The organism is Burkholderia sp. IDO3 (genome assembly GCF_003366075.1).
GTDB lineage: Bacteria > Pseudomonadota > Gammaproteobacteria > Burkholderiales > Burkholderiaceae > Burkholderia > Burkholderia anthina.
In genome coordinates, this window is sequence record NZ_CP028963.1 from 3411666 (window position 1) to 3435872 (window position 24207).

Annotated in this window: 24 protein-coding genes; 5 read left to right on the forward strand and 19 right to left on the reverse strand. The window is 69.1% G+C overall.

Going from position 1 to position 24207, the window contains the following annotated elements; genetic code table 11:
- Positions 1–72: 72 nt before the first annotated feature.
- Together DCN14_RS30710 and DCN14_RS30715 are read right to left on the reverse strand one after the other, a co-directional pair.
- The gene (locus tag DCN14_RS30710) at positions 73–600 is read right to left on the reverse strand and encodes a chromate transporter (protein WP_096508515.1); all 528 of its coding nucleotides are present in this window, start codon (positions 598–600) and stop codon (positions 73–75) included.
- Entirely contained in the window at positions 597–1208 is a 612-nt protein-coding gene (locus DCN14_RS30715) for a chromate transporter (RefSeq protein WP_096508514.1), read from the reverse strand. Before DCN14_RS30715 ends, DCN14_RS30710 begins: the two co-directional genes overlap by 4 nt.
- 96 nt (positions 1209–1304) lie before the next feature.
- On the opposite strand from DCN14_RS30715, the gene DCN14_RS30720 reads away from it, so the two are divergent.
- A complete protein-coding gene (locus tag DCN14_RS30720) occupies positions 1305–2189 on the forward strand; it encodes a transcriptional regulator GcvA (protein WP_096508513.1) in 885 nt (294 codons plus the stop codon).
- Between the two features lie 44 nt (positions 2190–2233).
- Here the strand turns inward: DCN14_RS30720 and DCN14_RS30725 are convergent, their stop codons facing one another.
- The 13 genes from DCN14_RS30725 to flgB form a co-directional block, all read right to left on the reverse strand.
- On the reverse strand, positions 2234–3541 hold the full coding sequence (locus DCN14_RS30725; RefSeq protein WP_096508512.1) for a solute carrier family 23 protein: 1308 nt from the start codon (positions 3539–3541) through the stop codon (positions 2234–2236).
- Positions 3542–3772: 231 nt separating this feature from the next.
- Positions 3773–5023, reverse strand: a complete 1251-nt coding sequence (gene flgL / locus DCN14_RS30730) for a flagellar hook-associated protein FlgL (RefSeq protein WP_096508511.1) — start codon at positions 5021–5023, stop codon at positions 3773–3775.
- Positions 5024–5040: 17 nt separating this feature from the next.
- Positions 5041–7023 carry a flagellar hook-associated protein FlgK gene (flgK, locus tag DCN14_RS30735; RefSeq protein ID WP_096508510.1) on the reverse strand — a complete coding sequence of 661 codons (1983 nt, stop codon included), beginning with the start codon at positions 7021–7023 and terminating at the stop codon, positions 5041–5043.
- Positions 7024–7213: 190 nt separating this feature from the next.
- Positions 7214–7969 carry a flagellar brake protein gene (locus DCN14_RS30740; protein WP_096508509.1) on the reverse strand — a complete coding sequence of 252 codons (756 nt, stop codon included), beginning with the start codon at positions 7967–7969 and terminating at the stop codon, positions 7214–7216.
- Between the two features lie 235 nt (positions 7970–8204).
- On the reverse strand, positions 8205–9194 hold the full coding sequence (gene flgJ, locus DCN14_RS30750; protein WP_096508508.1) for a flagellar assembly peptidoglycan hydrolase FlgJ: 990 nt from the start codon (positions 9192–9194) through the stop codon (positions 8205–8207).
- On the reverse strand, positions 9195–10385 hold the full coding sequence (locus tag DCN14_RS30755; protein ID WP_096508525.1) for a flagellar basal body P-ring protein FlgI: 1191 nt from the start codon (positions 10383–10385) through the stop codon (positions 9195–9197). It abuts the gene before it with no gap.
- 5 nt (positions 10386–10390) lie between these two features.
- Positions 10391–11080 carry a flagellar basal body L-ring protein FlgH gene (gene flgH / locus DCN14_RS30760; RefSeq protein ID WP_096508507.1) on the reverse strand — a complete coding sequence of 230 codons (690 nt, stop codon included), beginning with the start codon at positions 11078–11080 and terminating at the stop codon, positions 10391–10393.
- A 21-nt stretch (positions 11081–11101) separates the two neighbouring features.
- Positions 11102–11890: a flagellar basal-body rod protein FlgG gene (gene flgG, locus DCN14_RS30765; protein ID WP_096508506.1), complete on the reverse strand. Its 789-nt coding sequence runs from the start codon at positions 11888–11890 to the stop codon at positions 11102–11104.
- 35 nt (positions 11891–11925) lie between these two features.
- Positions 11926–12684 (reverse strand): flagellar basal-body rod protein FlgF, encoded by a 759-nt coding sequence (gene flgF / locus DCN14_RS30770; RefSeq protein ID WP_096508505.1) that lies wholly within the window; start codon positions 12682–12684, stop codon positions 11926–11928.
- Between the two features lie 20 nt (positions 12685–12704).
- Positions 12705–13946, reverse strand: a complete 1242-nt coding sequence (gene flgE / locus DCN14_RS30775; protein ID WP_096508504.1) for a flagellar hook protein FlgE — start codon at positions 13944–13946, stop codon at positions 12705–12707.
- A gap of 27 nt (positions 13947–13973) precedes the next feature.
- A complete protein-coding gene (locus DCN14_RS30780) occupies positions 13974–14732 on the reverse strand; it encodes a flagellar hook assembly protein FlgD (RefSeq protein ID WP_096508503.1) in 759 nt (252 codons plus the stop codon).
- A 50-nt stretch (positions 14733–14782) separates the two neighbouring features.
- Positions 14783–15208 (reverse strand): flagellar basal body rod protein FlgC, encoded by a 426-nt coding sequence (flgC, locus tag DCN14_RS30785; RefSeq protein WP_096508502.1) that lies wholly within the window; start codon positions 15206–15208, stop codon positions 14783–14785.
- A 36-nt stretch (positions 15209–15244) separates the two neighbouring features.
- Positions 15245–15733 (reverse strand): flagellar basal body rod protein FlgB, encoded by a 489-nt coding sequence (gene flgB / locus DCN14_RS30790; protein ID WP_096508501.1) that lies wholly within the window; start codon positions 15731–15733, stop codon positions 15245–15247.
- Positions 15734–15937: 204 nt separating this feature from the next.
- Between flgB and flgA the strand changes: the two genes are divergently transcribed.
- The 3 genes from flgA (at position 15938) to DCN14_RS30805 (ending at position 18141) form a co-directional block, all read left to right on the forward strand.
- Positions 15938–17164 carry a flagellar basal body P-ring formation chaperone FlgA gene (gene flgA / locus DCN14_RS30795; protein ID WP_096508500.1) on the forward strand — a complete coding sequence of 409 codons (1227 nt, stop codon included), beginning with the start codon at positions 15938–15940 and terminating at the stop codon, positions 17162–17164.
- Positions 17165–17282: 118 nt separating this feature from the next.
- Positions 17283–17615 (forward strand): flagellar biosynthesis anti-sigma factor FlgM, encoded by a 333-nt coding sequence (gene flgM / locus DCN14_RS30800; RefSeq protein WP_096508499.1) that lies wholly within the window; start codon positions 17283–17285, stop codon positions 17613–17615.
- An 85-nt stretch (positions 17616–17700) separates the two neighbouring features.
- Entirely contained in the window at positions 17701–18141 is a 441-nt protein-coding gene (locus tag DCN14_RS30805) for a flagellar protein FlgN (RefSeq protein ID WP_096508524.1), read from the forward strand.
- A gap of 70 nt (positions 18142–18211) precedes the next feature.
- On the opposite strand, the gene DCN14_RS30810 is transcribed toward DCN14_RS30805, so the two are convergent.
- Complete coding sequence (locus tag DCN14_RS30810; protein ID WP_096508523.1) at positions 18212–20059, reverse strand: M24 family metallopeptidase; 1848 nt, start codon at positions 20057–20059, stop codon at positions 18212–18214.
- A gap of 380 nt (positions 20060–20439) precedes the next feature.
- Between DCN14_RS30810 and DCN14_RS30825 the strand changes: the two genes are divergently transcribed.
- The gene (locus tag DCN14_RS30825; RefSeq protein ID WP_096508498.1) at positions 20440–21252 is read left to right on the forward strand and encodes an XRE family transcriptional regulator; all 813 of its coding nucleotides are present in this window, start codon (positions 20440–20442) and stop codon (positions 21250–21252) included.
- Between the two features lie 36 nt (positions 21253–21288).
- On the opposite strand, the gene DCN14_RS30830 is transcribed toward DCN14_RS30825, so the two are convergent.
- The 3 genes from DCN14_RS30830 to DCN14_RS30840 are packed head-to-tail and all read right to left on the reverse strand — an operon-like array spanning position 21289 to position 24189.
- Positions 21289–22530 (reverse strand): multifunctional CCA addition/repair protein, encoded by a 1242-nt coding sequence (locus DCN14_RS30830; RefSeq protein ID WP_096508497.1) that lies wholly within the window; start codon positions 22528–22530, stop codon positions 21289–21291.
- Entirely contained in the window at positions 22527–23174 is a 648-nt protein-coding gene (locus tag DCN14_RS30835; RefSeq protein ID WP_096508496.1) for a glutathione S-transferase family protein, read from the reverse strand. The genes DCN14_RS30830 and DCN14_RS30835 overlap by 4 nt, the downstream gene beginning before the upstream one ends.
- 55 nt (positions 23175–23229) lie before the next feature.
- Complete coding sequence (locus DCN14_RS30840; RefSeq protein ID WP_096508495.1) at positions 23230–24189, reverse strand: complex I NDUFA9 subunit family protein; 960 nt, start codon at positions 24187–24189, stop codon at positions 23230–23232.
- Between the last annotated feature and the right edge of the window lie 18 nt (positions 24190–24207).

The following is a 24207-nucleotide window of genomic DNA, read 5'->3' on the forward strand; positions in this document are numbered from 1 at the left end:
TAGTGGCCGTAGTGGCCGTAGTGGCCGTAGTGGCCGTAGCAGTCGTAGCAGCCGGCACCGGCCGCCCGCCGCTCACTGGCCGATGCCGGTGAGCCCGACCAGCGCGCCGGCCGCGAGCAGCCACAGCGGATGGATGCGCGTGCGCCACGCGAGCACCGCGCACGCGGCCGTGATGCCCCACTGGATCGCCGTGCGGTTCGACGCTTCCGAGATCAGCACCGCGCTGGCCGCGACGAGCCCGGCCGTGACCGGCATCATCCCCTGCTGCACGTAGCGGCGCCACGGCCGGTCGCGAAAGCGCTCCCACGCATGCAGCGCGAGCACGGTGACGAGCGACGACGGCCCGAACTTCGCGATCGACGCGACCAGCAGCCCGGCCCAGCCGGCCACATGCCAGCCGACCAGCGACACGATCATCATGTTCGGCCCCGGCGCCGCCTGCGCGAGCGCGAACAGCGCGGTGAATTCGTGCGCGCTCATCCAGTGATGCACGTCGACCACCTGCCGCTGCATCTCCGGCAGGATCGTGTTCCCGCCGCCGAACGCGAGCAGCGACAGCTGGCTGAAAATCGTCGCGATGGCGATCAGCGTGTCGTTCACGAGCGGCCTCCGTCGCGTGCGGCGGCGCGCTGCGGCGCCGGCGTGTCGCGGCGTCGCGACGCGAGCCAGATGCTCACGGGGGTCAGCACCAGCATCGTGGTCAGCAGCGGAATGCGCAGCACCGCGATCGCGACGAACGACAGCGCCGCGATGCCGGTCGCCGCACGCGCGTGGCGCAGCGGTTTCAGGACCTTCACGGCCATCGCGACGAGCAGGCCCGCGGCCGCGGCGGCAAGCCCGCCGAACAGGTGCTGCACGCGCGGATCGCCCTGCGTCTTCGCGTACAGCACGCCGAGCGCGACGACGACGAGCGTCGGCCCCGCGATCAGCCCGAGAATGCCGGCGAACGCGCCCGCGACGCCGCGAAAGCGCATGCCGACGGCGACCGACAGGTTGATCACGTTGCCGCCCGGCAGGAACTGGCACAAGCCGAGCAGATCGGTGAATTCGTCGGCGGAAAGCCACTTGCGCTGCTCGACGAGCGTGCGCCGCGCGAACGGCAGCGCGCCGCCGAACGACATCAGGCCAAGCGACAGGAAACCGGTAAACAACTCGGCGAGGCCGACCTGGCGCGGCGATGCGGCAGGCGGAGGAGAAACGGATTGCATGGGGATCCTCATCAAACGGTGCCCCGAGGTTACCGCCGTTCAGGATGCCGGCAAAACGATTTTATCGGCGCACGCTTGTGATCTAGAATCACAAGCATGGCACGCGACCTCCCGCCCTTTTCCGCGCTTCGGGCCTTTGAAGCAGCGGCACGACACGAAAGCTTCAGTGCTGCCGGCGACGAGCTGCATGTGACTCATGGTGCCATCAGCCGGCAAATCGCGGGGTTCGAGGCATGGCTCGGCAAACCGGTGTTCCACCGCTACGGCAAGCGCGTGAAGCTCACCGACGAGGGCCGCCGCTATCTCGACACCGTGCGCGCCGCGTTCGACAGCATCGCGCTCGCCACCGAGCAGTTGCGCAACACGGGCACGGCGCGCGTGCTGCGCATCAATGCGCTGCCGACCTTCGCGATGAAATGGCTGCTGCCGCGCCTGTCGCGGTTCCAGCGCGACGTGCCGAACGTCGAGCTGAAGCTGTCCACGTCGAATGCGCCGCTCGACGCGCTCGACGGCTTCGACGTCGCGATCCGCCGCGGCCCCGGCCACTGGCCCACCTGCACGAGCGGCCACTTTCTCGACGAAAGCGTGATCCCCGTCTGCAGCCCCGCGCTGCTCAGGCGCGCGCCGATTGCCCGCGCGGACGATCTCGCGCGGCACGTGCTGCTGCATTCGGATACGCGCCCGGAAGGCTGGCGCGACTGGTTCGCGGCGGCCGGCGTGACGATGAAGGGGCGCAAGCGGCAGTCGTTCGACCACTTCTACCTGGCGCTGCAGGCGGCCGTCGACGGGCTGGGCGTCGCGCTCGGCCCGCTGCCGCTGATCGACGACGAGCTCGCGAGCGGGCGGCTGGTGATGCCGCTCGACGGGCCGCGCATCGCGACGCGCAGCTACTGGTGGATCGCGCCGCGCGCGCCGGTCGACGATCCGCTCGTCGCGCAGTTCTGCGCGTGGCTGCAGGCACAATCGAATACCGGCGCATAAGCGCCGCGTACGGTAGCGGGCGGCGTTGCACCGCCCGCTTTCGTTCAGACCACGGGGCCCGGTTCCTGCTCCTTGCGCAGGATCGCGTACAGGATGATCGCGCCGAACGTCGCGGTGCCGATCCCGCCGAGCCCGAAACCGCCGATCTTCAGCGAGAAATCGCCCGCGCCGAGCACGAGCGTGACGGCCGCGACGATCAGGTTGCGGTTGTCGGAGAAGTCGACCTTGTTGACGACCCAGATCCGCGCGCCCGTCACCGCGATCAGCCCGAACACGACGATCGACACGCCGCCGAGCACCGGGCCCGGAATCGTCTGGATCACCGCGCCGAACTTCGGCGAGAAACCGAGCACGATCGCGATCAGCGCGGCGATCGCAAACACCAGCGTCGAGTAGATCCGCGTGACGGCCATCACGCCGATGTTCTCCGCGTAGGTCGTCACACCCGTGCCACCGACGCTGCCCGACACGATCGTTGCGAGCCCGTCGCCGATGAACGCGCGGCCCACGTAGCGATCGAGGCTGGTGCCCGTCATCGCGCTGACGGCCTTGATGTGGCCGAGGTTTTCCGCGACCAGGATCACCGCGATCGGCGCGAGCATCAGCATCGCGTGCGGATCGAACACCGGCGCGCGGAAGCTCGGCACCCCGAACCAGGCCGCCTGCCCGACGATCGAGAAATCGATCGGCTTGCCGAGGCCCATCCCGTTGGTCGCGACCGCGTAGATCGCGTAGGCGATCACCAGCCCGACCAGGATCAGCAGGCGCTGCACCATGCCGCGCGAGAACACCGCGACACCGCCCACGCACAGCACCGTGACGAGCGCCATCACCGATTCGAAAGTCGACCCGGACACGCCCTTGACCGCGATCGGCGCGAGGTTCAGCCCGATCACCGCGACCACCGCGCCGGTGACGACGGGCGGCATCAGCGTCTCGATCCAGCGCGTGCCGATCGCCTGCACCAGCGCGCCGAGCGCAACGTACACGACGCCGCACGCGATGATTCCGCCGAGCGCGACCGGGATATTCGGATTCGGCCCGCTGCCGCCGTAGCCGGTCACCGCGATCACCAGGCCGATGAACGCGAAGCTCGAGCCGAGGTAGCTCGGCACGCGGCCGCCGACCAGCACGAAGAACAGCAGCGTGCCGATGCCCGACATGAAGATGCACAGGTTCGGGTCGAAGCCCATCAGCAGCGGCGCGAGCACGGTCGAGCCGAACATCGCGACGACGTGCTGCACGCCCATCGCGATCATCTGCGGCCACGCCAGGCGCTCGTCGGGGCCGACCACGCGCGAGGCCGCGCCGGTCGATTGCACCCGCCAGCGCGGGAAGTAGGAATCGGACATGGGGAAAAGGGCTCCTGTCGGTCGCCGGCTGCGGACGGTGCGCCGGTCTGGAATCTGGCGCGAGTTTACGGAGCGGAAATGGGGCTGGCAAGCGCGAACCGTCGACGCAACGGTCATGCCTGCCGGAGAGCGCATGACGGAGCCGCGGGCTCGCACCGGTGGCCGACGGCGGCCGGCCGATGCGCCGCGCGATGTAAGCGAACGCTCACATCGCGACGGTCATCGCGGGCATCACGAATTGATGTACTGGAACAGCGACAGGTTCTGCAGCTGCGCGTAGGCCTTTTGCGCGCCCGACAGCGCGTTCTGCATCTGCAGGAACTGGCTGATCGTCGACACCATGTTGGTGCTCGTCAGATCCGACAGGTCGTTGGTGACCTGCAGCGAATTGTTCTGGTTCACCGCCTGCATCGCCTGGATTTCCTGCTCGCGGCCGCCGACCGACGCCTGCACGGTGAGGATGTTCGTCATCGTGTTGTTCAGCTTCGTCGTGCCGGTCGTCATCGTGTTCGCGAGCGCGGCCGCAGCGGACGTATTGCTGCCGACCGGCGTCTTCAGCGCGGCGATCATCGTGTCGAGCGTCGCGAACACGTCGGTGCCGGCCTGCGGCGCGGGCGTAACCGTGAACGTGTCGCCCGCGGCCGGCGTACCCGACACCGGCACCGTCAGGCCGTTGCCGAGCGCGATCGCACCGCCTTCCGAATACGGCTGCGGCTGGGTCTCGCTCGACGGCCCGATCGTGCTGTCGGTCACCGTATAGGTCGGCGCATCCGCCGTGCCGCCGAACGTGATCGTAAACGCGTGGCCGTTGGTCGCCGCCGCCGGGTTCGTGATCGACACCGCGCCGATCGTGCCGGTGCCGGTATTGCCCGTGCCCGTCGCGCCCGTGCCGGCGGCCGGCACCGGCTGGCTGCCGAGCATCGGCACCGACATGAACACGCTGGCCCCGCTGTCGCCCTGCGAAATCGAGCGCGTATCGGCGATCTGCACGTCGCGCGTGCCGCTGTCGCCGCTGTACACCGCGCCGCCGCCCGCCGCGTTCGAGAACGGCGCCGACGTCGACTGCGTGCCCGCGAACAGATAGTTGCCCGCGCCGTCCGCGGTATTCGCGAGCGTCATCAGCTGGTCGCGATAGCCCTGCAGCTGGGTCCCGAGCGCCGCCCGGTCGCTGTCGGACAGCGAGCCGTCGCCGGCCTGCATGACGATCGTATGCATACTGTTCAGCAGGTTGTTCACGCTCGTCAGCGTCTGGTCTTCCTTCTGGAGCGACGACAGCGCGACGTTCTGGTTGGTGGCGTACTGCGACAGCGTCGCCGAGCTCATCGACAGCTGCACCGCCTGCGCGGCGCCGAGCGGGTTGTCGGCGGGCGTGGACAGGCTCACGCCGCTCGAAATCTGCTGGTACAGCTGCGCGAGCTGCGCCTGCTGGTCGCTCATCTGCGCGACGTTGAGCTGGTAAAACTGGGAAGTGGAAATCCGCATCGCTTCGATCCCCGGAATCAGTTGAACAGGCCGAGCACGGTCTGGAACAGCGTCGCGGCCGTCTGGATGACCTTCGCGTTGGCCTGGTAGAGCTGCTGGTACTGCATCAGGTTCGCCGCTTCCTCGTTCTGGTTCACGCCCGACACCGCCTGCTGCGCGGTCGTGATCTGGCCGACGAGCGACGTCTGCGCGGCGCTCGACGACTTCAGCTGGCTCGCCGAGTTGCCGATGCCGTTCACGTAGCCGGCATACGCGCCGGTCAGCGTGGTCGAGCCGTTGCCGAACGACTTCGCGCTGACGATCTGCGACAGCGCGAGCGCGTTGGAACCGTCGTTCGTGCCGCCCGCGTAAGGCCCGATCTTGAACGAATCGCCGTCCGCCGGCGTGCCCGCCAGCGACACGGTCACGCCGTTCATCGCGCCCTGCGCGGTGCCCGACATCGTCAGCGTCGCGCCCACGGACGGATCGTACGGCACCTGCGTCGTGCCGTCGGTAATCTCCACCGTCTGCGGCGGCGTGCTCCCGATCGTCACCGTGGTGCCGGCCGGGAAACCCGACAGCGACTGGCTCGCCGCGTCGTAGGTCAGCGTGGTCGACGGCACCTGGTAGCCGGCGCTCACCCCGCCCTGCGTGATGGTGGCGCTGCCCGAGTTCGTCGTGGCGGCCGATGCCACCACCGGCGACGCGGCCGCGATCGCCGAGCCGCTCGACGTCGCGAGGGCGAAGCCGTCCAGCGCGCCGCGCGTCGGCAGCACGGTGAACTGGTCGCCGGCATTCATCTGCGTGCCAGCCGCGAACGAGAAGTCCAGGCCGCCGATCGAGGCCGGCATCGACGTCGACTGGCCGACCACCGTGCCGCTCGCGCGATCGGTCAGCGTGTAGTTCGTGCCGTCGTACGACAGCGTGTAGTCGCTCGTGGTCGGCTGCGACGCATTGGTGAACGACACGCTCGGCGACGCATTGCCCGTATTGCCCTGGTTCGCGTAGACGGCCGGATCCGGGATCGTGAACAGCTTGCCGCCCGGCATGCCCGACAGGTCGACGCCGAGCGCATTCTGCCCGTTGACCTGCGCGGCGAAGCTGGTCGCGATCGCGCCGAGCTGCGCCTGCGCCGGGTCGAGCGTCTGGTTGCGGAACGCGAGCAGGCCGCCGAGCGTGCCGCCCGACAGCGACGAATCGGGCAGCGTCTGGTTCGGGCCCTGCGGATTCGCGCCGGCGATGCCCTGCGACACGACGGTCAGCTCGCTCGGATCGGACGACGACGCCACGGTCGCGAGCTGGTAGCTCTTGTCGGCGACGACGAGCGGCTGGCCGCCCGCGAGGAATACGCTGTAGCCGCTGTCGTTGCGCACCACCTGCACGCCGGCGAGGCTCGACAGGTTCGACAGCGCGAGATCGCGCTGGTCCATCAACTGGTTCGGCGGCTGCCCCTGGCTGTTCGCGGCCGTGATCTGCTGGTTCAGCTGCGCGATCTGCGCGGTGTACGTGTTGATCTGCGACACCGTGCTGGTGAGCTGCGTATTCACGCTCTGGCGCAGCGCGTCGTACTGCTGGCCGGCCGCCGTGATCTGGTCGGCCAGCGTCTGCGCGTTGCTCATCGCGGTCTGCCGCACCGACGGATCGGACGCATTGTTCGCGACGCCCTGCAGCCCGGTGAAATAGTTGGTGATCGCGGTCGAGATCCCGGCCGTCGGGCTGCCGACGTAGTTGTTCAGCTGCGCGACGAGCGAATACCAGGTCGACAGCGCGCCGCTTTGCGACTGTGCGCTGTTCAGCTGGTCGTTCAGGTACTGGCTGTACTGCCGCTGCACGGTGACGGTGTTCACGCCCTGCGGCAGGTAGCCGCTCGACGTGTACTGGCCGCTCGCCTCGGCATACACCGGGCGCTCGACCGAATAGCCCGGCGTCGCGGCGTTGCTGATGTTCTGGCCGGTCGTCGTGAGGCCCCAGAGTGCGGCATTCAGGCCGCTGACGCCGAGGTTCAAGAGAGAGTTGGACATGCGCGATCCTGATGGGCCGGCCGGGCTGCGGCCGCCGGGTTGCGTGACTCCCGGTATAACGGCCGCCGAGCGGAAAAATTGAGGAAAAAATGCACGCGCGACGCGCGGGCGCGCATCGCGTTCGGGGAGACGGGCGGGCCCTGGCGGCGCCCGGCGTGAAAGCGGCCCGCGCGGGGGCCGGCAGCGCGCGTCAGGCCCGCGCGAGCGAGCGGCGCTTCATTTCGAGCTGCGTGATCAGGCGCTGCAGCGTGTTCTCCGCGCTGCCCGGCAACGACATGAAGCGAAACCCGAGCTGGTAGCGCCGCGAGCCGTTCGGCATCTGGGTCGAACGCTGCGACACGAGGCACAGGTCGAGCGACAGCTTGCCGTGGCCGGTCAATTCGAGCTCGACCTCCGGCAGCAGCGTGCCGACCTCGAGCGCCTCGACGCGCTCGTCGGCCGTGCGCAGGCCGACGCCGCCGAGCGACAGGTTGTGCACCTCGAACACGAAGCCCTCGCCGTCCGGCAGCTTGCCGCGGCACAGGAACGGATCGATCACCGGCGCATCGACGCGAAAATATTCGCGGCGCTGGATGCACATGAGCACGTCGGGGAAATCGGCGACGAACGCGGGCAGCCCCTCGTAGCGCGTCTCGCGCGGCGTACCCGTGGTGAATTCGACGCGCACGCCGTCCGGCGCGGCCGAGAACGTGCAGTGCGACGCGGCGAGAATGCCGGCGTTCTGCTCGGACAGCGCGCCCCAGTCGAACGTGAACGTGCGCGCGCCGACGTCGACTTCGAGCAGGCGCGTGACAAGCTGGCCGCCCGGGTACTGGACGGTCAGGAAATCGCCCCGGTTCACGAGGTTGCGCAGCTGCACGCCGATCTCCAGCGGATTGCGGCGGGCGTAATCGGGCCCGGAGTGGCCCGCATCCTGACTCGGAGCGGACGACGTTTCGATATTCATGGCTAGCCGGTTTTCTTGTCATGGGCGCCCGGGGCAACCGGTGCGCAGTAAAACCGGGCCAGAACATGGGCCCGGTTGCTGGTCTCACACACTTAGCGGCAGTGCTCACCGAAAGTTTAGATCGAATTGCGGCATTTTTTTCGCGCAAACGTTGAAACCGCGCGCGGCGGGAGCCGGGCGCGGTCCGAAAGACCGCGAGCGGGCGGCAGGCCGGTTCCGGGCCCGCCGCGCCCGCTCAGCCGATCTGCTGCATGATCGAGATCAGTTTCTTCGCGTAATTCGGGTCGGTCGCATAACCGGCTTTCTGCAGCCCGTGCGCGAAACCCTCGACGCTGCGGCTCGCGCTCAGCACGCCCGCATAGCGCGGATTGTTCTTCAACAGGTTCGCGTAGTCGGTCATCGCGTGCTCGTACGAATCATACGCGCGGAACTTCGCGACGACGCGGCGCGGCGCGCCGTTCACGTATTCGGTCGTCAGCGCCGACACCGTGCGGCCCGTCCAGCCCTTGTTCGCCTTGATGCCGAACACGTTGTAGCTGGTCGAGCCGTCGCTCGCGCGGATCTCGCGCTTGCCCCAGCCCGATTCGAGCGCGGCCTGGCCGACGATGAAGCGCGCCGGGATGCCGGTGGTCGCGCTCGCCGCCTGCGCCGGCCCGGCGAGCCGGTCGACGAATGCGTCGGCGTTCTGCACACCGCTCGCACCTTTCAGCGGCGGCGTCAGCGCGCTGCCGGCCGAGTAGCCGCGCGCGCCGGCGAGCGCGCCGTTGTTCGCCGCGTTCGCGTAGGCCCGGGCCATCGCGCTCATCGCGGCGAGGCTGCCTTCGTTGCCCGACGCGCCCGCGCCGAAGCCCGCCGCGCCCAGCCCGGCCGCGCCGACGTCGGCCGCCGAGTCGCTGCCGGCCCCCTGCCCCGCGTTGCGCAGCAGTTGCTTCATCAGCGCGTCGGCGACGCCGATCCCGCGCTTCGACATCTGCTGCGCGAGCTGCTGGTCGAGCATCGACGTGTACATCTTCGACGTGTGCGAATCGAGCAGCCCGCCGTCGGGCGTCGCATCGCGCATGCTCTTGAGCATCATCTGCGTGAACATCGCGTCGAACTGGCCGGCGACCGCCTTCGCGCCGGCCTGCGGCGACTGCTTCGCCTGCGCGCGCAGCGCGTCGAAACCCTGCACGTCGAGCGCGAAGCGCTGCGTGAGGTCGTTTGCATCGGGAAGGTTCGCTGCCATTTAGATGACCTCCAGGTCCGCGCGCAGCGCACCGGCCGCCTTCATCGCCTGCAGGATCGACATCAGGTCCGCCGGCGTCGCGCCGAGCGTGTTCAGCGCCTTCACGACGTCGGCGAGGTTCGCGCCGGCCGTCACCATCTTCAGCGCGCCATTGTCCTGCTTCAGCTGGATCTGCGACTGCTGCGCAACCACGGTCTGCCCGTTCGAGAACGGCCCCGGCTGCGACACCACCGGCTGCGTGTTGACGACCACCGACAGGTTGCCGTGCGCGACCGCGCAGCTTTGCAGCGTGACCATCTGGTTCATCACGATCGAGCCGGTGCGCGCGTTCAGGATCACCTTCGCGGCGGCCCGGTCCGGGCTCACGTCGATGTTCTGCAGGCGCGCCATGAACGCGACCTGCTGCGCGGAGTCGACCGGCGCCGCGAGCTGGATCGTGCGCCCGTCGAGCGCGGTCGCGGTGCCGGGGCCAAAGTTCGCGTTGACCGCCGACACGATCCGCTCCGCGGTGCCGTAATCCATGTCGTTCAGCTGCAGCTGCAGCGCGCCGTGCATCTGCGCGATCGCATTCGGCACCGCACGCTCGACGATCGCGCCGCCGACGATCCGGCCGGCCGCGAGCTGGTTCACCTGCACGCGGCTGCCGTTCGCGCTCGCGCCCGCGCCGCCCACCGCCATGTTGCCCTGCGAAAGCGCATACACCTGCCCGTCCGCGCCCTTCAGCGGCGTGAGCAGCAGCGTGCCGCCGCGCAGGCTCTTCGCGTTGCCGAGCGACGACACGGTCACGTCGAGCGCCTCGCCCGGCCGCGCGAACGGCGGCAGCGTGGCCGTCACCATCACGGCCGCGACGTTCTTCAGCTGCATGTTGTTCAGCGACGACGCACCGCCGTTCGCCGAACCGTTGTTGATCGAGATGCCGAGGTTCGCGAGCATGTTCGCGAGCGTCTGCGTGGTGAACGGCGTCTGCATCGTCTGGTCGCCCGTGCCGTCGAGACCGACGACGAGGCCATAGCCGATCAGCGGGTTGTCGCGCACGCCCTGGATCTGCACGAGATCCTTCAGGCGCTCGGCGTGCGCCGGCGCGGCGCCGAACGCGCACGCGCAGAGCGCGAACGCGGCGGCGATCCGCGCGATGCGATGCGCGCGGCGCGGCAGGCTGGCGGACAGGCGACGAAATACGGTGTGCTGCATCGTCATCACCACGGTGCGATGTTGAGGAAGAAGCGCTGCAGCCAGCCCATCGTCTCGGCTTCGTTGATGTAGCCCTTCGCCGAGTATTCGATCCGCGCGTCGGCGACCTGCGTCGAGTACACGGAGTTCGCGCCCGAGATCGTGTTCGGGTTCACGACGCCCGAGAAGCGCACGAATTCGTTGCCCTGGTTGATCAGCATCTGCTTCTCGCCGCTCACGACGAGGTTGCCGTTCGGCAGCACGTTGGTGACGGTCACCGTGATCGTGCCGTTGAACGTGTTCGCCGCGCTCGCGCCGCCCGTCGCCGCGAACTTGTTGTCGCCGCTCGCCGACAGGTTCGCCTTCGAGAACAGCCCGCCGAGGAAGCCGGCGGTCGGCACGTTGAAGTCGGTATTGCCCTGCCGGTTGGTGTTGGCGCCCGACGACTTGGTCGCGTTGATGTTCTCGGCGATCACGATCGTCAGGATGTCGCCGATGTTGCGCGGGCGCTGATCCTCGAACAGCGGCCGGCCCGCGTATCCCGGGTTGTAGATCGAGCCGGGCGCCTGCATCGACATCGGCATCGGCGGCTGGGCGGTCATCGGCTGCTGGATGATCGGATCGTGCGGAATCTGCGCGCAGCCGGCGAGCGCGGCCACCGCGACCGCGCACGCGGCGCGGACGGTGGCTGACGGGAGGAGGCGAACCTGCTTCATGGCAACGACGGGACTTTCCGGTTAGCTCTTCATCTGCGTGACGGTCTGCAGCATCTGGTCGGACGTCGTCACGGCCTTGCTGTTGATCTCGTACGCACGCTGGGTCTGGATCATGTTGACGAGCTCCTGCACGACGTTCACGTTCGACGCCTCGACATAGCCCTGGTTGAGCGCACCCGCGCCGTTCAGCCCCGGCTGCGACACGTTCGGCGCGCCCGACGACGTCGTTTCCGCGAACAGGTTCTCGCCCTTCGCCTCGAGGCCGGCCGGGTTGATGAAGGTGGCGATCTGCAGCGAGCCGATCTGCACCGCGTTGGTCGACCCCGCCTGCGTGATCGACACGACGCCGTCCTTGCCGATCGTCAGCGACGTCGCGTTCTGCGGCACCGTGATCGCCGGCAGGATCTGGTAGCCGCTCGACGTGACGAGCTGGCCCTGCGCGTTGGTCTGGAACGAGCCGTCGCGCGTGTAGGCGTTCGTGCCGTCCGGCATCAGCACCTGGAAGAAGCCCGCGCCGTTGATCGCGACGTCCTTCGAGTTGCCGGTCTGCGTGAGGCTGCCCTGCGTGTACAGGCGCTCGGTCGCGACCTGCTGCACGCCGGTGCCGAGCTGCAGGCCCGACGGCAGTTCGGTCTGCTGCGTCGAGTTCGCGCCCGGCTGGCGGATCGTCTGGTACAGCAGATCCTCGAACACCGCGCGCGACGCCTTGAAGCCGTTCGTGCTGGTGTTCGCGAGGTTGTTCGAGATCACGTCCATCTGCGCCTGCTGCGCATTCATGCCGGTGGCGGCGATGTAGAGCGAACGGTTCATGTTGAATCTTCTCCTGGTAGCGCGGGCCGTGCCGCTCAGCTGAAGTTGAGCAGCTGGTTCGCCGACTGCTCGTTCTGGTCGGCCGTCTGGATCAGCTTGGACTGCAGCTGGAACGCCCGCGCGTTGTCGATCATCGCGACCATCGCGGTCACCGGGTTCACGTTGCTGCCTTCGAGCGAATTCGGCGTGACGACCACGTTCGGGTCGGCGTCGGCCGGATTGCCGTCGGCGGTGCGGAACAGCCCGTCGTTGCCGCGCGCGAGCGTGGCCGGATCGGGATTGACGAGCTTCATCTGGTCGACGATCGCGACCGCGGTGGGCGGGTCGCCCGGCATCAGCGCGGACACCGTGCCGTCCTTGCCGATCGTCACTTCCGCGTTCGGCGGCACCGAGATCGGGCCGCCGTTGCCGATCACCGGCAGGTTGCTCGCGTTCACGAGCTGGCCGTTTTCATCGACGTGCAGGTTGCCCGCGCGCGTGTACGCCTCGCCGCCGTCGGCTGTCTGCACCGACAGCCAGCCGGGGCCCTGCACCGCGACGTCGAGCGGGTTGCCGGTGCGCGTGATCGGGCCCGGCGTGTAATCCGCGCCGGGCGTCGACGCAAGCACGTAGGTCCGCGTCGTCGTCGGGTCGACGTTGCCGCCGTCGCCGAAATTCATCGGCACCGCGCGGTAGGTCGCGAGCTGCGCGCGAAAACCCGTCGTCGATGCGTTCGCGAGGTTGTTCGCGACGATCGCCTGCTGGTCGAGCGACTGCGACGCGCCCGTCATCGCCGTGTAGATCAGTCGGTCCATGGCTGCCGGTTATCCGCGCGTTACAGGTTGATGAGCGTCTGGTCGACGGTCTGCTGCGTCTTGATCGTCTGCGCGTTCGCCTGGTAGTTGCGCTGCGCGGTGATCAGGTTGACCAGCTCCGACGTCAGGTCGACGTTCGAGTTCTCGAGCGCGCTGCCCTGCAGCGAACCGTGGTTCGTGGTGCCCGGCGCGGAGATCTGCGGCACGCCCGACTCGGCGCTTTCCGCATACTGGTTGCCGCCGAGGTTGATCAGCCCGTTCGGGTTGTTGAAGTTGGCGAGCGCGATCTGCCCGAGCACCGCCGTCTGGCCGTTCGAGTAGTTGCCGGTCAGCTTGCCGTCGGTACCGATCGAGTAGGTCGTCAGCGTGCCGCTCGCGTAGCCGTCCTGCGCGAGGTTGTTCACGCCGTCCTTGCCGCCGTACTGCGTGGTGCCGGTCAGGTCGAGCGTCATGGTCTGCGGCGTCGCCGAGCCGTCCGTGTTCGGCACTTCGAACTGGAACTGGCCGAGCGATGCGGTCGGCGCGGCCGGCGTGCCCGTCGTCGTACCCTGGATCGCGCCCGACGAGTCGAACGTGACCGTGCCGAGATCCGTCGGGGCGCCGCCCTGCACGCCCGCGTAGGCTTCCCACGTGCCGGCGTCCGACTTCACGAAGTACATGCTGACGGCCTGCGAGCCGCCGAGCGAGTCGTACACCTGGATCGACGTCGAGTAGTTGTACGTCGTGTTGTCCGACGGATCGATCGGCGATTTCGCGGGCGTCGTGTCCTGCGAGTTCAGGTTGAACTGGGCCGAGATCCTGGTCGTCGCGGTCGGCGCGATGTTGGTCGTCGGCGCCTGCAGCGCCACCGTCTGCGACGTGTTGATCACACCGTTCTTGTCGGCGGCATAGCCCATCAGGTTCATGCCCTGCGCGTTGACGATGTAGCCGTTCTTGTCGCGCTGGAACGTGCCGTCGCGCGTGTACGTCGTCACGCCGTTGTTCGTCATCTGGAAGAAGCCGTTGCCGTTGATCGCGACGTCGAGCGACGAGCTCGTCGTGTTGATCGCGCCCTGGCTGAACTGCTGCTGCACCGACGCGAGCGACGTGCCGATCCCGATCTGCGTGTTGAGCGACGTCGCGATCGAGTTCGCGTACATGTCGGCGAACTGCGCGGTGCTCGACTTGAAGCCGACCGTGTTCGCGTTCGCGATGTTGTTGCCGATCACGTCCAGCGCGTTCGATGCGCCGGCGAGGCCGCTCAGACCCTGTTGATAACCCATTTCGGTCTCCGTTTCGAGAAATCTGGATCAGTTGGTAGTGGCGCCGCCGGACGACGACGTGGACGACGAAGACGACGTGGTGTTCGGGTAGATCGACGCGACCTGGGTGAGCCCCACGGTCGTGCCGTTCGACAGCATGAGCCCGGCGGTCCCGTCCGCCTGCTTGATCACGCTCTGCACCTGCGCGGCCGCCAGCGTCGTCGCGGTCTGCTGCGTGCCGGTGCTGTCGGTGTAGGTCGCGCTGACCGTATACGCGCCGTCGGGCAGCGTGTTGCCCGCCGCGTCGGTCGGCGTCCAGTTGAACGGCACCGTGCCGGCCGACTGCGCGCCCGCGTTGATCGTGTTGACCACGACGCCCGAGCTGTTCTTCACGGTGATCGTCAGGTTCGACACGTCGTTCGCGAGCGACACGCCGAACGGCGACGACGCGCCGTCCTTCACCGCGACGCCGTTGCCCGGCGCGAGCACGTTCGTGCCGATCAGCAGCGCGGCCTGCGTCTGCTGGCCGGCCGCGAGCTGCGTCGACAGCGACGTGAGCGACGTGTTCAGCTGCGCGATGCCGCTCACCGTGTTGATCTGCGCGAGCTGCGACGTCATCTGCGAACTGTCGACGGGGCTCGTCGGATCCTGGTTCTGCAGCTGCGTGACGAGCAGCTTCAGGAACGTCGACTGCAGGTCGCTCGCCGACGTGCCGGTGCTCGACACGTTGTTGGTGTTCATCGTGTCGGTCGGCAACGTCGACACGTTGGCGCCGTTGCCGCCGATCGTCGTGCTGGAGGATGTCATCCTGGGTGGCCTTCTGTCGGAACTGTCGGGTCTGTAAGGTCGCGCGCGGCTCAGGAGCCGATCGTCAGCGTCTTGAGCATCAGCGTCTTCGCGGTGTTCAGCGTCTCGACGTTCGCCTGGTACGAGCGCGACGCCGAAATCATGTTCACCATTTCCTGCACCGGGTCGACGTTCGGCATCTGCACGTAGCCGTTCGCGTCGGCGGCCGGGTTCGCCGGGTCGTAGGTCGACTTCATCGGCGACGGGTCGTCCACCACCTTCGACACGCGCACGCCGCCCACGCCCTGGCCGGACGCGGTGCGCACGCCGCCGAGCGGGTCGGTTTCGAACACGACCTGCTTGGCCTTGTACGGCTTGCCGTCGGGGCCGGTCGCGCTGTCGGCGTTCGCGAGGTTCGACGCGGTGACGTTCAGGCGCTGCGACTGCGCGGACAGCGCCGAACCGGCGACGCCGAAGATGTTCATCAACGAGGGCATGGAGGCTCCTTGTTCGGGTGCGCAAGCGCCGCGCGCTTACGAGTTCGTCGAGATCGCGGCGATCATCGCCTTGATCTGCTGGGTCATCACGGTCATCCCGGTTTCGTAGTGCAGCGCGTTGTCCGCGAACTGCACGCGCTCGACGTCGAGATCGACCGTGTTGCCGTCGAGCGACGGCTGCAGCGGCATCCGGTACTGCGCGCGGCCGTAGTCGTCGGCCGGGCCGCCGGTCGGCATCAGCTTCGCGGCGCCGGCCATGTGGCCGGGCGCCGTGGACACCATCGTCATCCCGCTCGTCACGCCGGCCGGCTGCGCCATCGGCAACTGCGCGGCGTTGCCCGGCGCGACGCCGCCGTCGGCCTGCTTCAGCGAGCGCGCGAGCGTCGACGCGAAATTGACGTCGCGGGCCTGGTAGCCGGGCGTATCGGCGTTCGCGATGTTCGACGACAGCAGTTCCTGCCGGTAGGCGCGTACGTCGAGCGCCTGCCGGCCGAACGCGAATTCGGCATCGAGTTTGTCCAGCATGTGTGCGTCTCTCCGTATGAAGCGCTGCACGCCCGTCGGGCCGGATGGCGACCCAAGAGGCTTTTTTCCATGACAGCGATGGTAGGCGGCGCGCGCAACCGGCAATCGGGCGAATAACGCGGCAAAGGCCCCCTCTATTCGTCGTTTGCGCGGCGGCCCCGCTCCCTAGAATGCGAATCGGATCAACGGATCGAGGACACGGCGATGACAGGCAGCGCACTTCGCGGGGACGACCGGCGCGGCACACGCGTGCCGCGTGCGTTCGCGCTCGCCGCGGCGCTGTGGCTCGCCGTGCCGGCCGCGCGCGCGGACGACGGGATGATCGTGATTCCCGGACGCGGCGAGACGGCCGAAACCGCGCTCGCGCAGGCGAACGCGGCAAGCGGCGGGCAGTTCGGCGGGAATGTCGGGCATGCCGGCGCCGGGGCGGGCATCGCGCCCGAAACGGCAGGAAATGCGTACCGGCCAACGCCAGGCATGACCGGGGCGGCCGGAGCCGGCTACGCGGCGCAGCCGGGTAGCGCGACGGTCGCGACGAACCCGCCGCCGGCCTCGACCTACGCGGCGGCCCGCGCGAACGCCGGTTATGGCAACGCGCCGCGCGCCGTCGATCCGGCCGGCGTCGCGACGGTCGTCGCCGGCGCGGCCGAGCCCGCGTCGAACATGGCGCGGCTCGCGCGACAGCCTGCGATCGCCGCACGCGCCGCCACGGCGCCGCGCGCGCCGGCGACTTCCGCCAATGCCGCCAACACCGCCAACGCGGCGGCGCCCGCGCCCGCGGCAGCGGCCCATCCCGCCCCGCTGCCGGGCCAGCAAGACCCCGAAGCGATCCGGCGCACGGCGCTCGCGTTCCTGCAGCAGCAGATCGCCGGCCTGCCGGGCAAGACCACCGCGACCGTCGCGCCGGCGTTTCCGCGCGGGCTCGCCACGTGCACGACGCTCGAACCGTTCCTGCCGACCGGCGCGCGCCTGTGGGGCCGCACGACGGTGGGCGTGCGCTGCGCGGGCGAACGGCCGTGGACCGTCTATCTGCAGGCGAAGGTCACGGTGCAGGCCACCTATTACGTCGCCGCGCGGCAGATCACGCCCGGCGAGCCGCTCACCGCGGCCGATCTCGTCGCGCGCGACGGCGACCTGACGGTGCTGCCGCTCGCGGTGATCACCGATCCCGCGCAGGCGGTCGGCGCGACCGCGCTCGCCCGCATCTCGGCCGGGCTGCCGCTGCGCCAGGACATGCTGAAGAGCGCGGCGTCGGTATCGGCCGGCCAGACGGTGCGGGTGGTGGCAGCCGGGCCCGGCTTCACGATCTCGGCCGAAGGCAGCGTGCTCGCGAATGCGGCCCCGGGCCAGTCGGTGCGGGTCAGGATGGCGGCGGGCCAGATCGTCACGGCGATCGTCAAGGACGCCGGCACCGTGGAGATTCCGCTGTAGGGACGGATGACCGCGCAAGATTGCAAAGAATTGTTTATTCGAAGTATTTCGGGCTCGCGATGCTAAAGTTCGGGCCGGCCCGGCCGTTATCTGGGTCAAACCGTACAGGAAACCCATCGTGAAGATCGATTCCACTCCGAACCCGAGCCCACTTGCGCCGACCGGCAACGGCGCGACCCGCGCGCAATCCGGCGCGGCTTCGTCGACGTCCGCGCAGGCGGCCGACGCAGGATCGACCGGCGGCGACACGACCGTGAACCTGTCGGGCCTGTCCGGCCAACTGCGCTCGGCGTCGGCATCGGGCGACGCCGACATCGACACGGCGCTCGTCCAGTCGATCAAGGACGCGCTGAACAACGGCACGCTGACGGTCGACGTGAACAAGATTGCCGACGGCGTATTGAATACCGCCCGCGACCTGCTGCAACAGCAGCGTCCGCAGGGCAACTGAGCCGGATGGGGGCCTGTCACGCCCCGGCCGGTCCCCCGGTTTGCCGGTGCGCCGACACGCGCGCCGGCGCGACGAGCATGATGCGATGAGAGAAGAGCTGCTGGCCACGGTCAACGACGAACACGCGACGGTCGAGGCGTTCGCGTCGCTGCTCGCCTACGAGGAAAAGGCGCTGACGACGCCCGAGCCGCTGGACATGCTGCCCGGCATCGTCGAGAAGAAAACCGCGCTGCTCGACCGGCTCGCGCTGCTCGAACGCGCGCGCGACACGCAGTTGTCCGCGCTCGGCTTTCCGGCCGGCAAGAAAGGGATGGATCAGGCCGCCGAGCGCGATGCGCGCCTCGCCGGCCGCTGGCAATTGCTGCTGCAGGCCGCCGAACGCGCGCGCCAGGCCAATGCGAACAACGGGATGCTGATCCGGATCCGGATGGACTACAACGAGCGCGCGCTTGCCGTGCTGCGCTCGGCGCCCGCGCCGAGCGGCGTCTACGGGCCGGACGGGCGCGTGTCGGCGCTGATGCGCTGACGTGCCGATGCGCAAGCGGGCCGCGCGGTGATCCGGTCGCCGCGCGCCGTCTCCCGCCCGACTCCCCCCTTCACAGCAGCGGACAGGCAGTGACCTGCGTGCCGCGTTCCACGCAAAGCCGCTCGTAGTCGCGCAGATACGCGCGCTCGTCGTCGTCCAGCAGTTCGAGATCGATCAGGTCCCAGTCGTAGCCGACCGTCACGATGTTCTCGAACGCGACGGTATCCGACGCGTCGTCCGCGTGCACGATCACGATGTTCTCGATCCGCACGCCGCCCTTGCCCGGCACGTAGATGCCCGGTTCGACCGAAATCACCGCATTCGGCACCAGCCCGTACTTCGCGCCCGGCGCGAACCGCACGCCGCCTTCGTGCACGTGGATCCCGACGCCGTGCCCGGTGCCGTGGCCGAAATCGTAGCCGTGGTCGCGGCACACCTGCCGCACGGCCGCATCGACGTCGCCGCCCGTCGCCGTTTTCGGGAAGCGCGTGACGAGCCCCTTGACGCAGGCCTTCAGCGCGACGGTGTAGATCTCGCGCTGCCACGGCTGCGCCACCGTGTCCGCCCGCGTGCGGCGCAGCACGACGCGCGTGCAGTCCGTCGCGAAGCCGGCGTCGTAGTACGCGCCGCTATCCAGCAGCACCAGGTCGCCTTCGGTCAGCCCGACGTCGGCGCTCGCGGCCGTGTAGTGCGCGAACGCGCTGTTCGCGCCGTTCGCGGCGATCGACGGGAACGTCAGCGCGAGCGCCGAGCGTGCGCCGTACGCGTCGTTGATCGTGCGCGCGAGATCGTATTCGGTAGCGCTTTGCCCCGGTTCGCCGGCCTTCGCCCAGCGCATCGTCTCGGCGATCGCCGCCGAACTGCGCGCGAACGCATCGCGGAAGCGGTCGAGCACGGCCGGCGTCTTGCTGGCGCGCATCGCCTCGACCGGATTGAAATCGGCGTGGCGCGCCTGCGGCCACACGCGGCGCACCGACTCGACGAGCGCGCAGTTGACCGATTCGAAGCCGTAGCACACGTGGTCGACCGCGAATGGCGCGAGGAAGCGTTCGAGTTCGGCGAAGTCGCGCCGGATCACGTGCAGCGCCGGATACGACGCCAGCTCGACCGGGCACCGGTCGCAGCCTTCCGGCAAAAACAGCGCGACCTGCTCGCCGATCGCGAACAGGAAGCCCAGGTGCGACGACGCATTCGGGATGTGATAGCCGCGGCTGTTCAGCAGATACGCGAGGTCGTCCGATGCGCAGGTGAAGAACGCGGTCTTGCCGTGCGCCGCACCGGTGTGCGCGGCGAGCCGCGCGTTCAGCGTGGCGAGGTTCCGCGCGACGCTCGCGCCGGTCATGGCTTCCGGCAGCTCGAAGATCGGCCGCTCGACCACCCAGCCCGGCAGCGCGATCGCGCGGTCGATCTCGCGCTCGGCGAGGCTCGCCCATTCCAGCCGCGCGGCCCGGGTCTGCTCGACCAGCCGGTCGCGCTGTCCGACGCTGATCCGCAGCGCGTCGTAGCCGATCCGTTCGAGCCTGCCCGCACCCGCGACCAGCCAGTCGGCCAGCGCCTGCCAGATCGTCACGTTCATGCCGAGCTTCTCGATGTGCACGCGCGCCGGATCGCACTGCTGCTCGGCCTGCAGGTGATAGCGGCCGTCGACGAACAGCACGAAGCGCGGCACGTCGAGCGCGCGCGCGGCCGCGTCGCTCAGGAACAGCCCGCAGCCGGCCGAGCCGTCGAAACCCGACAGCGCATAGCGCGGGTTGTTGCGGCGCGGCAGGTATTCGGTGATGTATTCGTCCTGCGACGTGACGACCACGGCGTCGAGCCGCAGCGCGTCGAGCACGCGCGACAGGCCCGCCTGCGCGTCGGCAACGGCGGCATCGTACGGGGGAAGGCCGGAGAAGGTGTATTTCAGTCGATCGATCATCGGATGCTCGCGTGATGCGTTGTTATCGGCCGCCCGCGGCGCAATGCGATACGCGGACGACACGCAGCGTGGCGTGCGTCCGGCGCCCCGTCGGGCCACCCGCCGCGTAGGTCGCGCGGCCAGGCTCTGAATTTTTGTCTCACTAAAATTCCTGATGCAGCGCGACAGAATCTAGAGCACGCCGAAATTGAGGTCAAGCTAAAATTTTGGTGCAGCTAAAATTGCCGATACGGCATGCCGCGCGGGCGATGCCGCACGGTACAATGCGCCCGCATCGTTGGCCGGACGGCCATGTCTCGCGCGATTCGCGTCAAAACAACGGCCCGGCGACTGCACCGCCCTTCCGCTCGCCTTCCGACTCGTTGCCACGAAAGAGATTCATGGATTCAGACATCATGCGTATCGGCCAGCGCATTCGGCGCCTGCGCCGGGAAGCGAAGAAGACGCTGCTGGAAGTCGCGACCGAAGCGAATCTGTCGGTCGGGTTCCTGTCCCAGGTCGAGCGCCATCTCACGGGCATCTCGCTGTCGTCGCTCGTCAACGTCGCGAAGGCGCTGAACGTGCCGCTCGGCGCGCTGATCGACCAGCCGCGCCAGGCGCAGCCCGACTCGCACGAAGGCAGTCGCGAACCGTACGCGGTCGATGCGATGTCGCAATGGTACGAGCGGCTGTCCACCACCTTCGACGGCAGCCAGATCAACGCGCTGAAAGTCCGGATGATGGAGGGCTACCGGTCGGAATGGGTCGCGCACGGCGGCGACGAGTTCGTGTACGTGCTGACCGGCCAGCTCTGCTACACGATCGGCAAGCAGGATTACCCGCTCGCGCCCGGCGATTCGCTGCACTTCGACGCGCGCAAGCGCCATCGCGTCGCGAACGTCGGCGACGGGCCCGCCGAGCTGATCGCGGTCGGCACGCTGCCGCTCTTCGACGACCGCTGCGCCGAACTCGTTTCGGCGACGATGGGCATCCGGCCGGCCGGGCACGATGCCGACGCGGCACCCGGCGAGCCGCGCGTGAGCCGGCGCGAACCGGCGGCCAAACGCGAGCGCGACGCGCAAGTCGCGGCGCCCGCCGGCAAACCGGCCCGCGCCGCGGAAAAGCCGCCTGCCGCGAAACCGCGCACGCCTGCCGGCAAACGCCCGGCTGCCGCCACACCGGCCCGCCGCACCGCAGCCCGCACGAAGAAATAGCGCGGCGCAGCCGGGCGGCGCCCCGGCCCGTCCACCCTATTCGGCGATCGCGAGCGCCTGCTTGACGGCCTCGACGCGCGCGCGATGCACGGCATCCTTGATCTGCAGCGCGTCGTTGCCGACCCCGCGTGCGATCGCGCCCGCGTCGACGCTGCGCGCCGCCACCAGCGCCACGCGCAGCCGCTCCGCCTGCGGATACGGCTGGGCCTCGAGCCCGAGCCGGCCGCGCGCATCCGATTCGCACGCCTGCAGCAGCTCGGCGAAGCGCGCCGGCTTGCGCAGCGCGTCGCTGCGCTCGAAGAACCGCACCAGCGCGGCCGCGCCCATCTCCATCACGCGATGCAGGTTGCCGTGCTCGCGCGCGACCACCAGCGCGAGATCGCGGCATTCGTTCGGCACGCGCAGCCGCTCGCACAACGGCTTGAGCAGGTCGACGCTGCGGCCTTCGTGGCCGACGTGGCGCGGCAGTACGTCCGCCGGGGTCGTCGCCTTGCCCAGATCGTGCGTGAGCGCCGCGAAGCGCACCGGCAGCGAATAGCCCTGCTTCGCCGCATAGTCGACGACCATCATCACGTGCACGCCCGTGTCGACTTCCGGGTGGTAGTCGGCGCGCTGCGGCACGCCCCACAACGCGTCGACCTCCGGCACGATGCGCGCGAGCGCGCCGCACTCGCGCAGCACCGCGAACATCCGCGACGGCCTCGCTTCCATCAGCCCGCGCGCGATCTCCTGCCATACGCGCTCGGGCACCAGCGCATCGACCTCGCCCGCGCCGACCATCCGCCGCATCAGCGCGAGCGTTTCGTCCGCGATCGTGAAATCCGCGAAGCGCGCGGCGAAGCGCGCGATCCGCAGGATCCGCACCGGATCCTCGACGAACGCGTCGCTCACGTGCCGGAACACGCGCGCGCGCAAGTCGGCCTGCCCGTCGAACGGGTCGATCACGGGGCCGACCAGCGCGCCCTCCGGGCTCACCTCGCGCGCCATCGCGTTGATCGTCAGGTCGCGCCGCGCGAGATCCTCTTCGAGCGTCACGTCCGGCGCGTAGTAGAACTGGAAGCCGTGATAGCCGGCCGCCGTCTTGCGCTCGGTGCGCGCCAGCGCATATTCCTCCTGCGTGTCCGGATGCAGGAACACGGGGAAATCCTTGCCGACCGGCCGGAAGCCCTGCGCGGCCATCTGCTCGGGCGTCGCGCCCACCACCACGTAGTCGCGGTCCTGAACCGGCACGCCGAGCAATTCGTCGCGGATCGCTCCGCCGACTGCGTAGATGTTCATGGCTGGGGTTCGTATTCGGCAATCACGTTGGTTTCGCGGCGCGCGGCATCGATCCACCGCTGCACCGCCGGCAGCGCCGTCACGCGCGCCGCGTAGCCTGCCGCCTCCGGCGACAGCGCCGGCGCATACGTGTTGAAGCGCATCACGACGGGCGCATACATCGCATCGGCGATCCCGAATTCACCGAACAGGAACGGCCCGCCCGAGGCCTCGATGCACGCGCTCCACAGCGCGTCGATGCGCGCGACGTCGGCAAGCGCGTCGGGCGTCGCGCCGCGCCCGGGCATCGACGCACGCACGTTCATCCCCATCTGCGTGCGCACCGCGGCGAAGCCCGAATGCATCTCGGCCGAAACGCAGCGTGCATGCGCGCGCTGCAGCGGATCGGCCGGCCACATCGGCAAGTGCGGATAGCGCTCGGCGAGCGTCTCGGCGATCGCGAGCGAATCCCAGATCGCGGCGCCGTGGTCGTCGATCAGGCACGGCACCTTGCCGGACGGCGAATACTCGCGGATGCGCGCGGCGGTGTCGTCGCGGCGCAGCGCGATCGCGATCTCGTCGAACGGGATGCCGAAGTGCGCGAGCAGCAGCCACGGCCGCATCGACCAGGACGAGTAGTTCTTGTCTCCAATGACGAGTTTCATGGCGGGGTTCCGAAAAGCGGAGAAATGAAGGACGAAAGCGGCCGCGTGCGGCGCCCTAGCGGCGCGAGCGGAACCAGTCGAAGCGCGAGCGCTGCGCGGCGTGGCCGAGATACGCGGGTGCGATGCTTTCGAGACTCGCGGGCGACAGCCCGAGTTCCGGCGCGAGCGGCCCGGACAGCACGTTGGGCACCGACATCGACGCGAGATTGTCGCGCGTGAGCACCGGCTCGCCGGGCAGGCTTTCGAACACGCGCGCCTGCAGCCGCGCGAGCGCGTCGGGCAGCCGCACGATGCGGGCCTGCCGGCCGACCAGCGTGCCGCAATAGCGCACCAGCTGCTCGAGCGTGTAGACGGTCGGGCCGCCGAGTTCGTAGGTCTTGCCGTGCGCGGCCGCGAGATCGAGCGTGTTGACGAACGCGCGCACGACGTCGCCGACGAATACCGGCTGGAAGCGCGCATCGGGCATCGCGAGCGGCAGCACGGGCAGCGTGCGCTGCAGCTTCGCGAACGTGTTGAGGAATGCGTCGCCGGGGCCGAACACGACCGACGGCCGGAAGATCGTCACCGCGAGCGAATCGGTCGCCGCGACCGCATGCAGCGCGGCCTCGCCGTCGCCCTTCGAGCGCTGATACATGCTCGCGCCGTGCGAATCCGCGCCGAGCGCGCTCATGTGCAGCACGCGCCGCACGCCCACCTCGATGCATGCGGCGGCCAGCGCGGCCGGCAGCGCGACGTGCGCGCGCTCGAAGCCCGGCCCGTACGGCGTGCCGCGGCCGCCGTGCAGCACGCCGACCAGGTTGATCGCCGCGTGCGCGCCTGCCACGAACCGGGCCAGCGTGCGCGTATCGAGCGCGTCGAGCTCGACGATTTCGACCGGCAGCATCTGCAGGTGGCGCGCGTGCTCGCGTCGCCGCGTGCCGATGCGCACCTGCTTGCCGGCGTCGATCAGTGCATTGACGAGCCGGCTGCCGATGAAGCCGGTGCCGCCCAGCAGCGCGACGGTCTGGCCATCCATGTCGTGGACCTCCAAGGG

Coding starts and splice junctions, on each gene's coding strand:
- flgL (WP_096508511.1), bottom strand. CDS start 5,023: ATGCGGATTTCCACTTCCCAGTTTTACCAGCTCAACGTCGCGCAGATG.
- DCN14_RS30725 (WP_096508512.1), bottom strand. CDS start 3,541: ATGTCCGATTCCTACTTCCCGCGCTGGCGGGTGCAATCGACCGGCGCG.
- DCN14_RS30810 (WP_096508523.1), bottom strand. CDS start 20,059: ATGATCGATCGACTGAAATACACCTTCTCCGGCCTTCCCCCGTACGAT.
- DCN14_RS30780 (WP_096508503.1), bottom strand. CDS start 14,732: ATGACATCCTCCAGCACGACGATCGGCGGCAACGGCGCCAACGTGTCG.
- DCN14_RS30825 (WP_096508498.1), top strand. CDS start 20,440: ATGGATTCAGACATCATGCGTATCGGCCAGCGCATTCGGCGCCTGCGC.
- flgH (WP_096508507.1), bottom strand. CDS start 11,080: ATGAAGCAGGTTCGCCTCCTCCCGTCAGCCACCGTCCGCGCCGCGTGC.
- DCN14_RS30715 (WP_096508514.1), bottom strand. CDS start 1,208: ATGCAATCCGTTTCTCCTCCGCCTGCCGCATCGCCGCGCCAGGTCGGC.
- flgF (WP_096508505.1), bottom strand. CDS start 12,684: ATGGACCGACTGATCTACACGGCGATGACGGGCGCGTCGCAGTCGCTC.
- flgB (WP_096508501.1), bottom strand. CDS start 15,733: ATGCTGGACAAACTCGATGCCGAATTCGCGTTCGGCCGGCAGGCGCTC.
- flgC (WP_096508502.1), bottom strand. CDS start 15,208: ATGCCCTCGTTGATGAACATCTTCGGCGTCGCCGGTTCGGCGCTGTCC.
- flgA (WP_096508500.1), top strand. CDS start 15,938: ATGACAGGCAGCGCACTTCGCGGGGACGACCGGCGCGGCACACGCGTG.
- DCN14_RS30755 (WP_096508525.1), bottom strand. CDS start 10,385: ATGCAGCACACCGTATTTCGTCGCCTGTCCGCCAGCCTGCCGCGCCGC.
- DCN14_RS30835 (WP_096508496.1), bottom strand. CDS start 23,174: ATGAAACTCGTCATTGGAGACAAGAACTACTCGTCCTGGTCGATGCGG.
- flgJ (WP_096508508.1), bottom strand. CDS start 9,194: ATGGCAGCGAACCTTCCCGATGCAAACGACCTCACGCAGCGCTTCGCG.
- flgE (WP_096508504.1), bottom strand. CDS start 13,946: ATGGGTTATCAACAGGGTCTGAGCGGCCTCGCCGGCGCATCGAACGCG.
- DCN14_RS30720 (WP_096508513.1), top strand. CDS start 1,305: ATGGCACGCGACCTCCCGCCCTTTTCCGCGCTTCGGGCCTTTGAAGCA.
- flgG (WP_096508506.1), bottom strand. CDS start 11,890: ATGAACCGTTCGCTCTACATCGCCGCCACCGGCATGAATGCGCAGCAG.
- DCN14_RS30805 (WP_096508524.1), top strand. CDS start 17,701: ATGAGAGAAGAGCTGCTGGCCACGGTCAACGACGAACACGCGACGGTC.
- DCN14_RS30740 (WP_096508509.1), bottom strand. CDS start 7,969: ATGAATATCGAAACGTCGTCCGCTCCGAGTCAGGATGCGGGCCACTCC.
- DCN14_RS30830 (WP_096508497.1), bottom strand. CDS start 22,530: ATGAACATCTACGCAGTCGGCGGAGCGATCCGCGACGAATTGCTCGGC.
- DCN14_RS30840 (WP_096508495.1), bottom strand. CDS start 24,189: ATGGATGGCCAGACCGTCGCGCTGCTGGGCGGCACCGGCTTCATCGGC.
- flgK (WP_096508510.1), bottom strand. CDS start 7,023: ATGTCCAACTCTCTCTTGAACCTCGGCGTCAGCGGCCTGAATGCCGCA.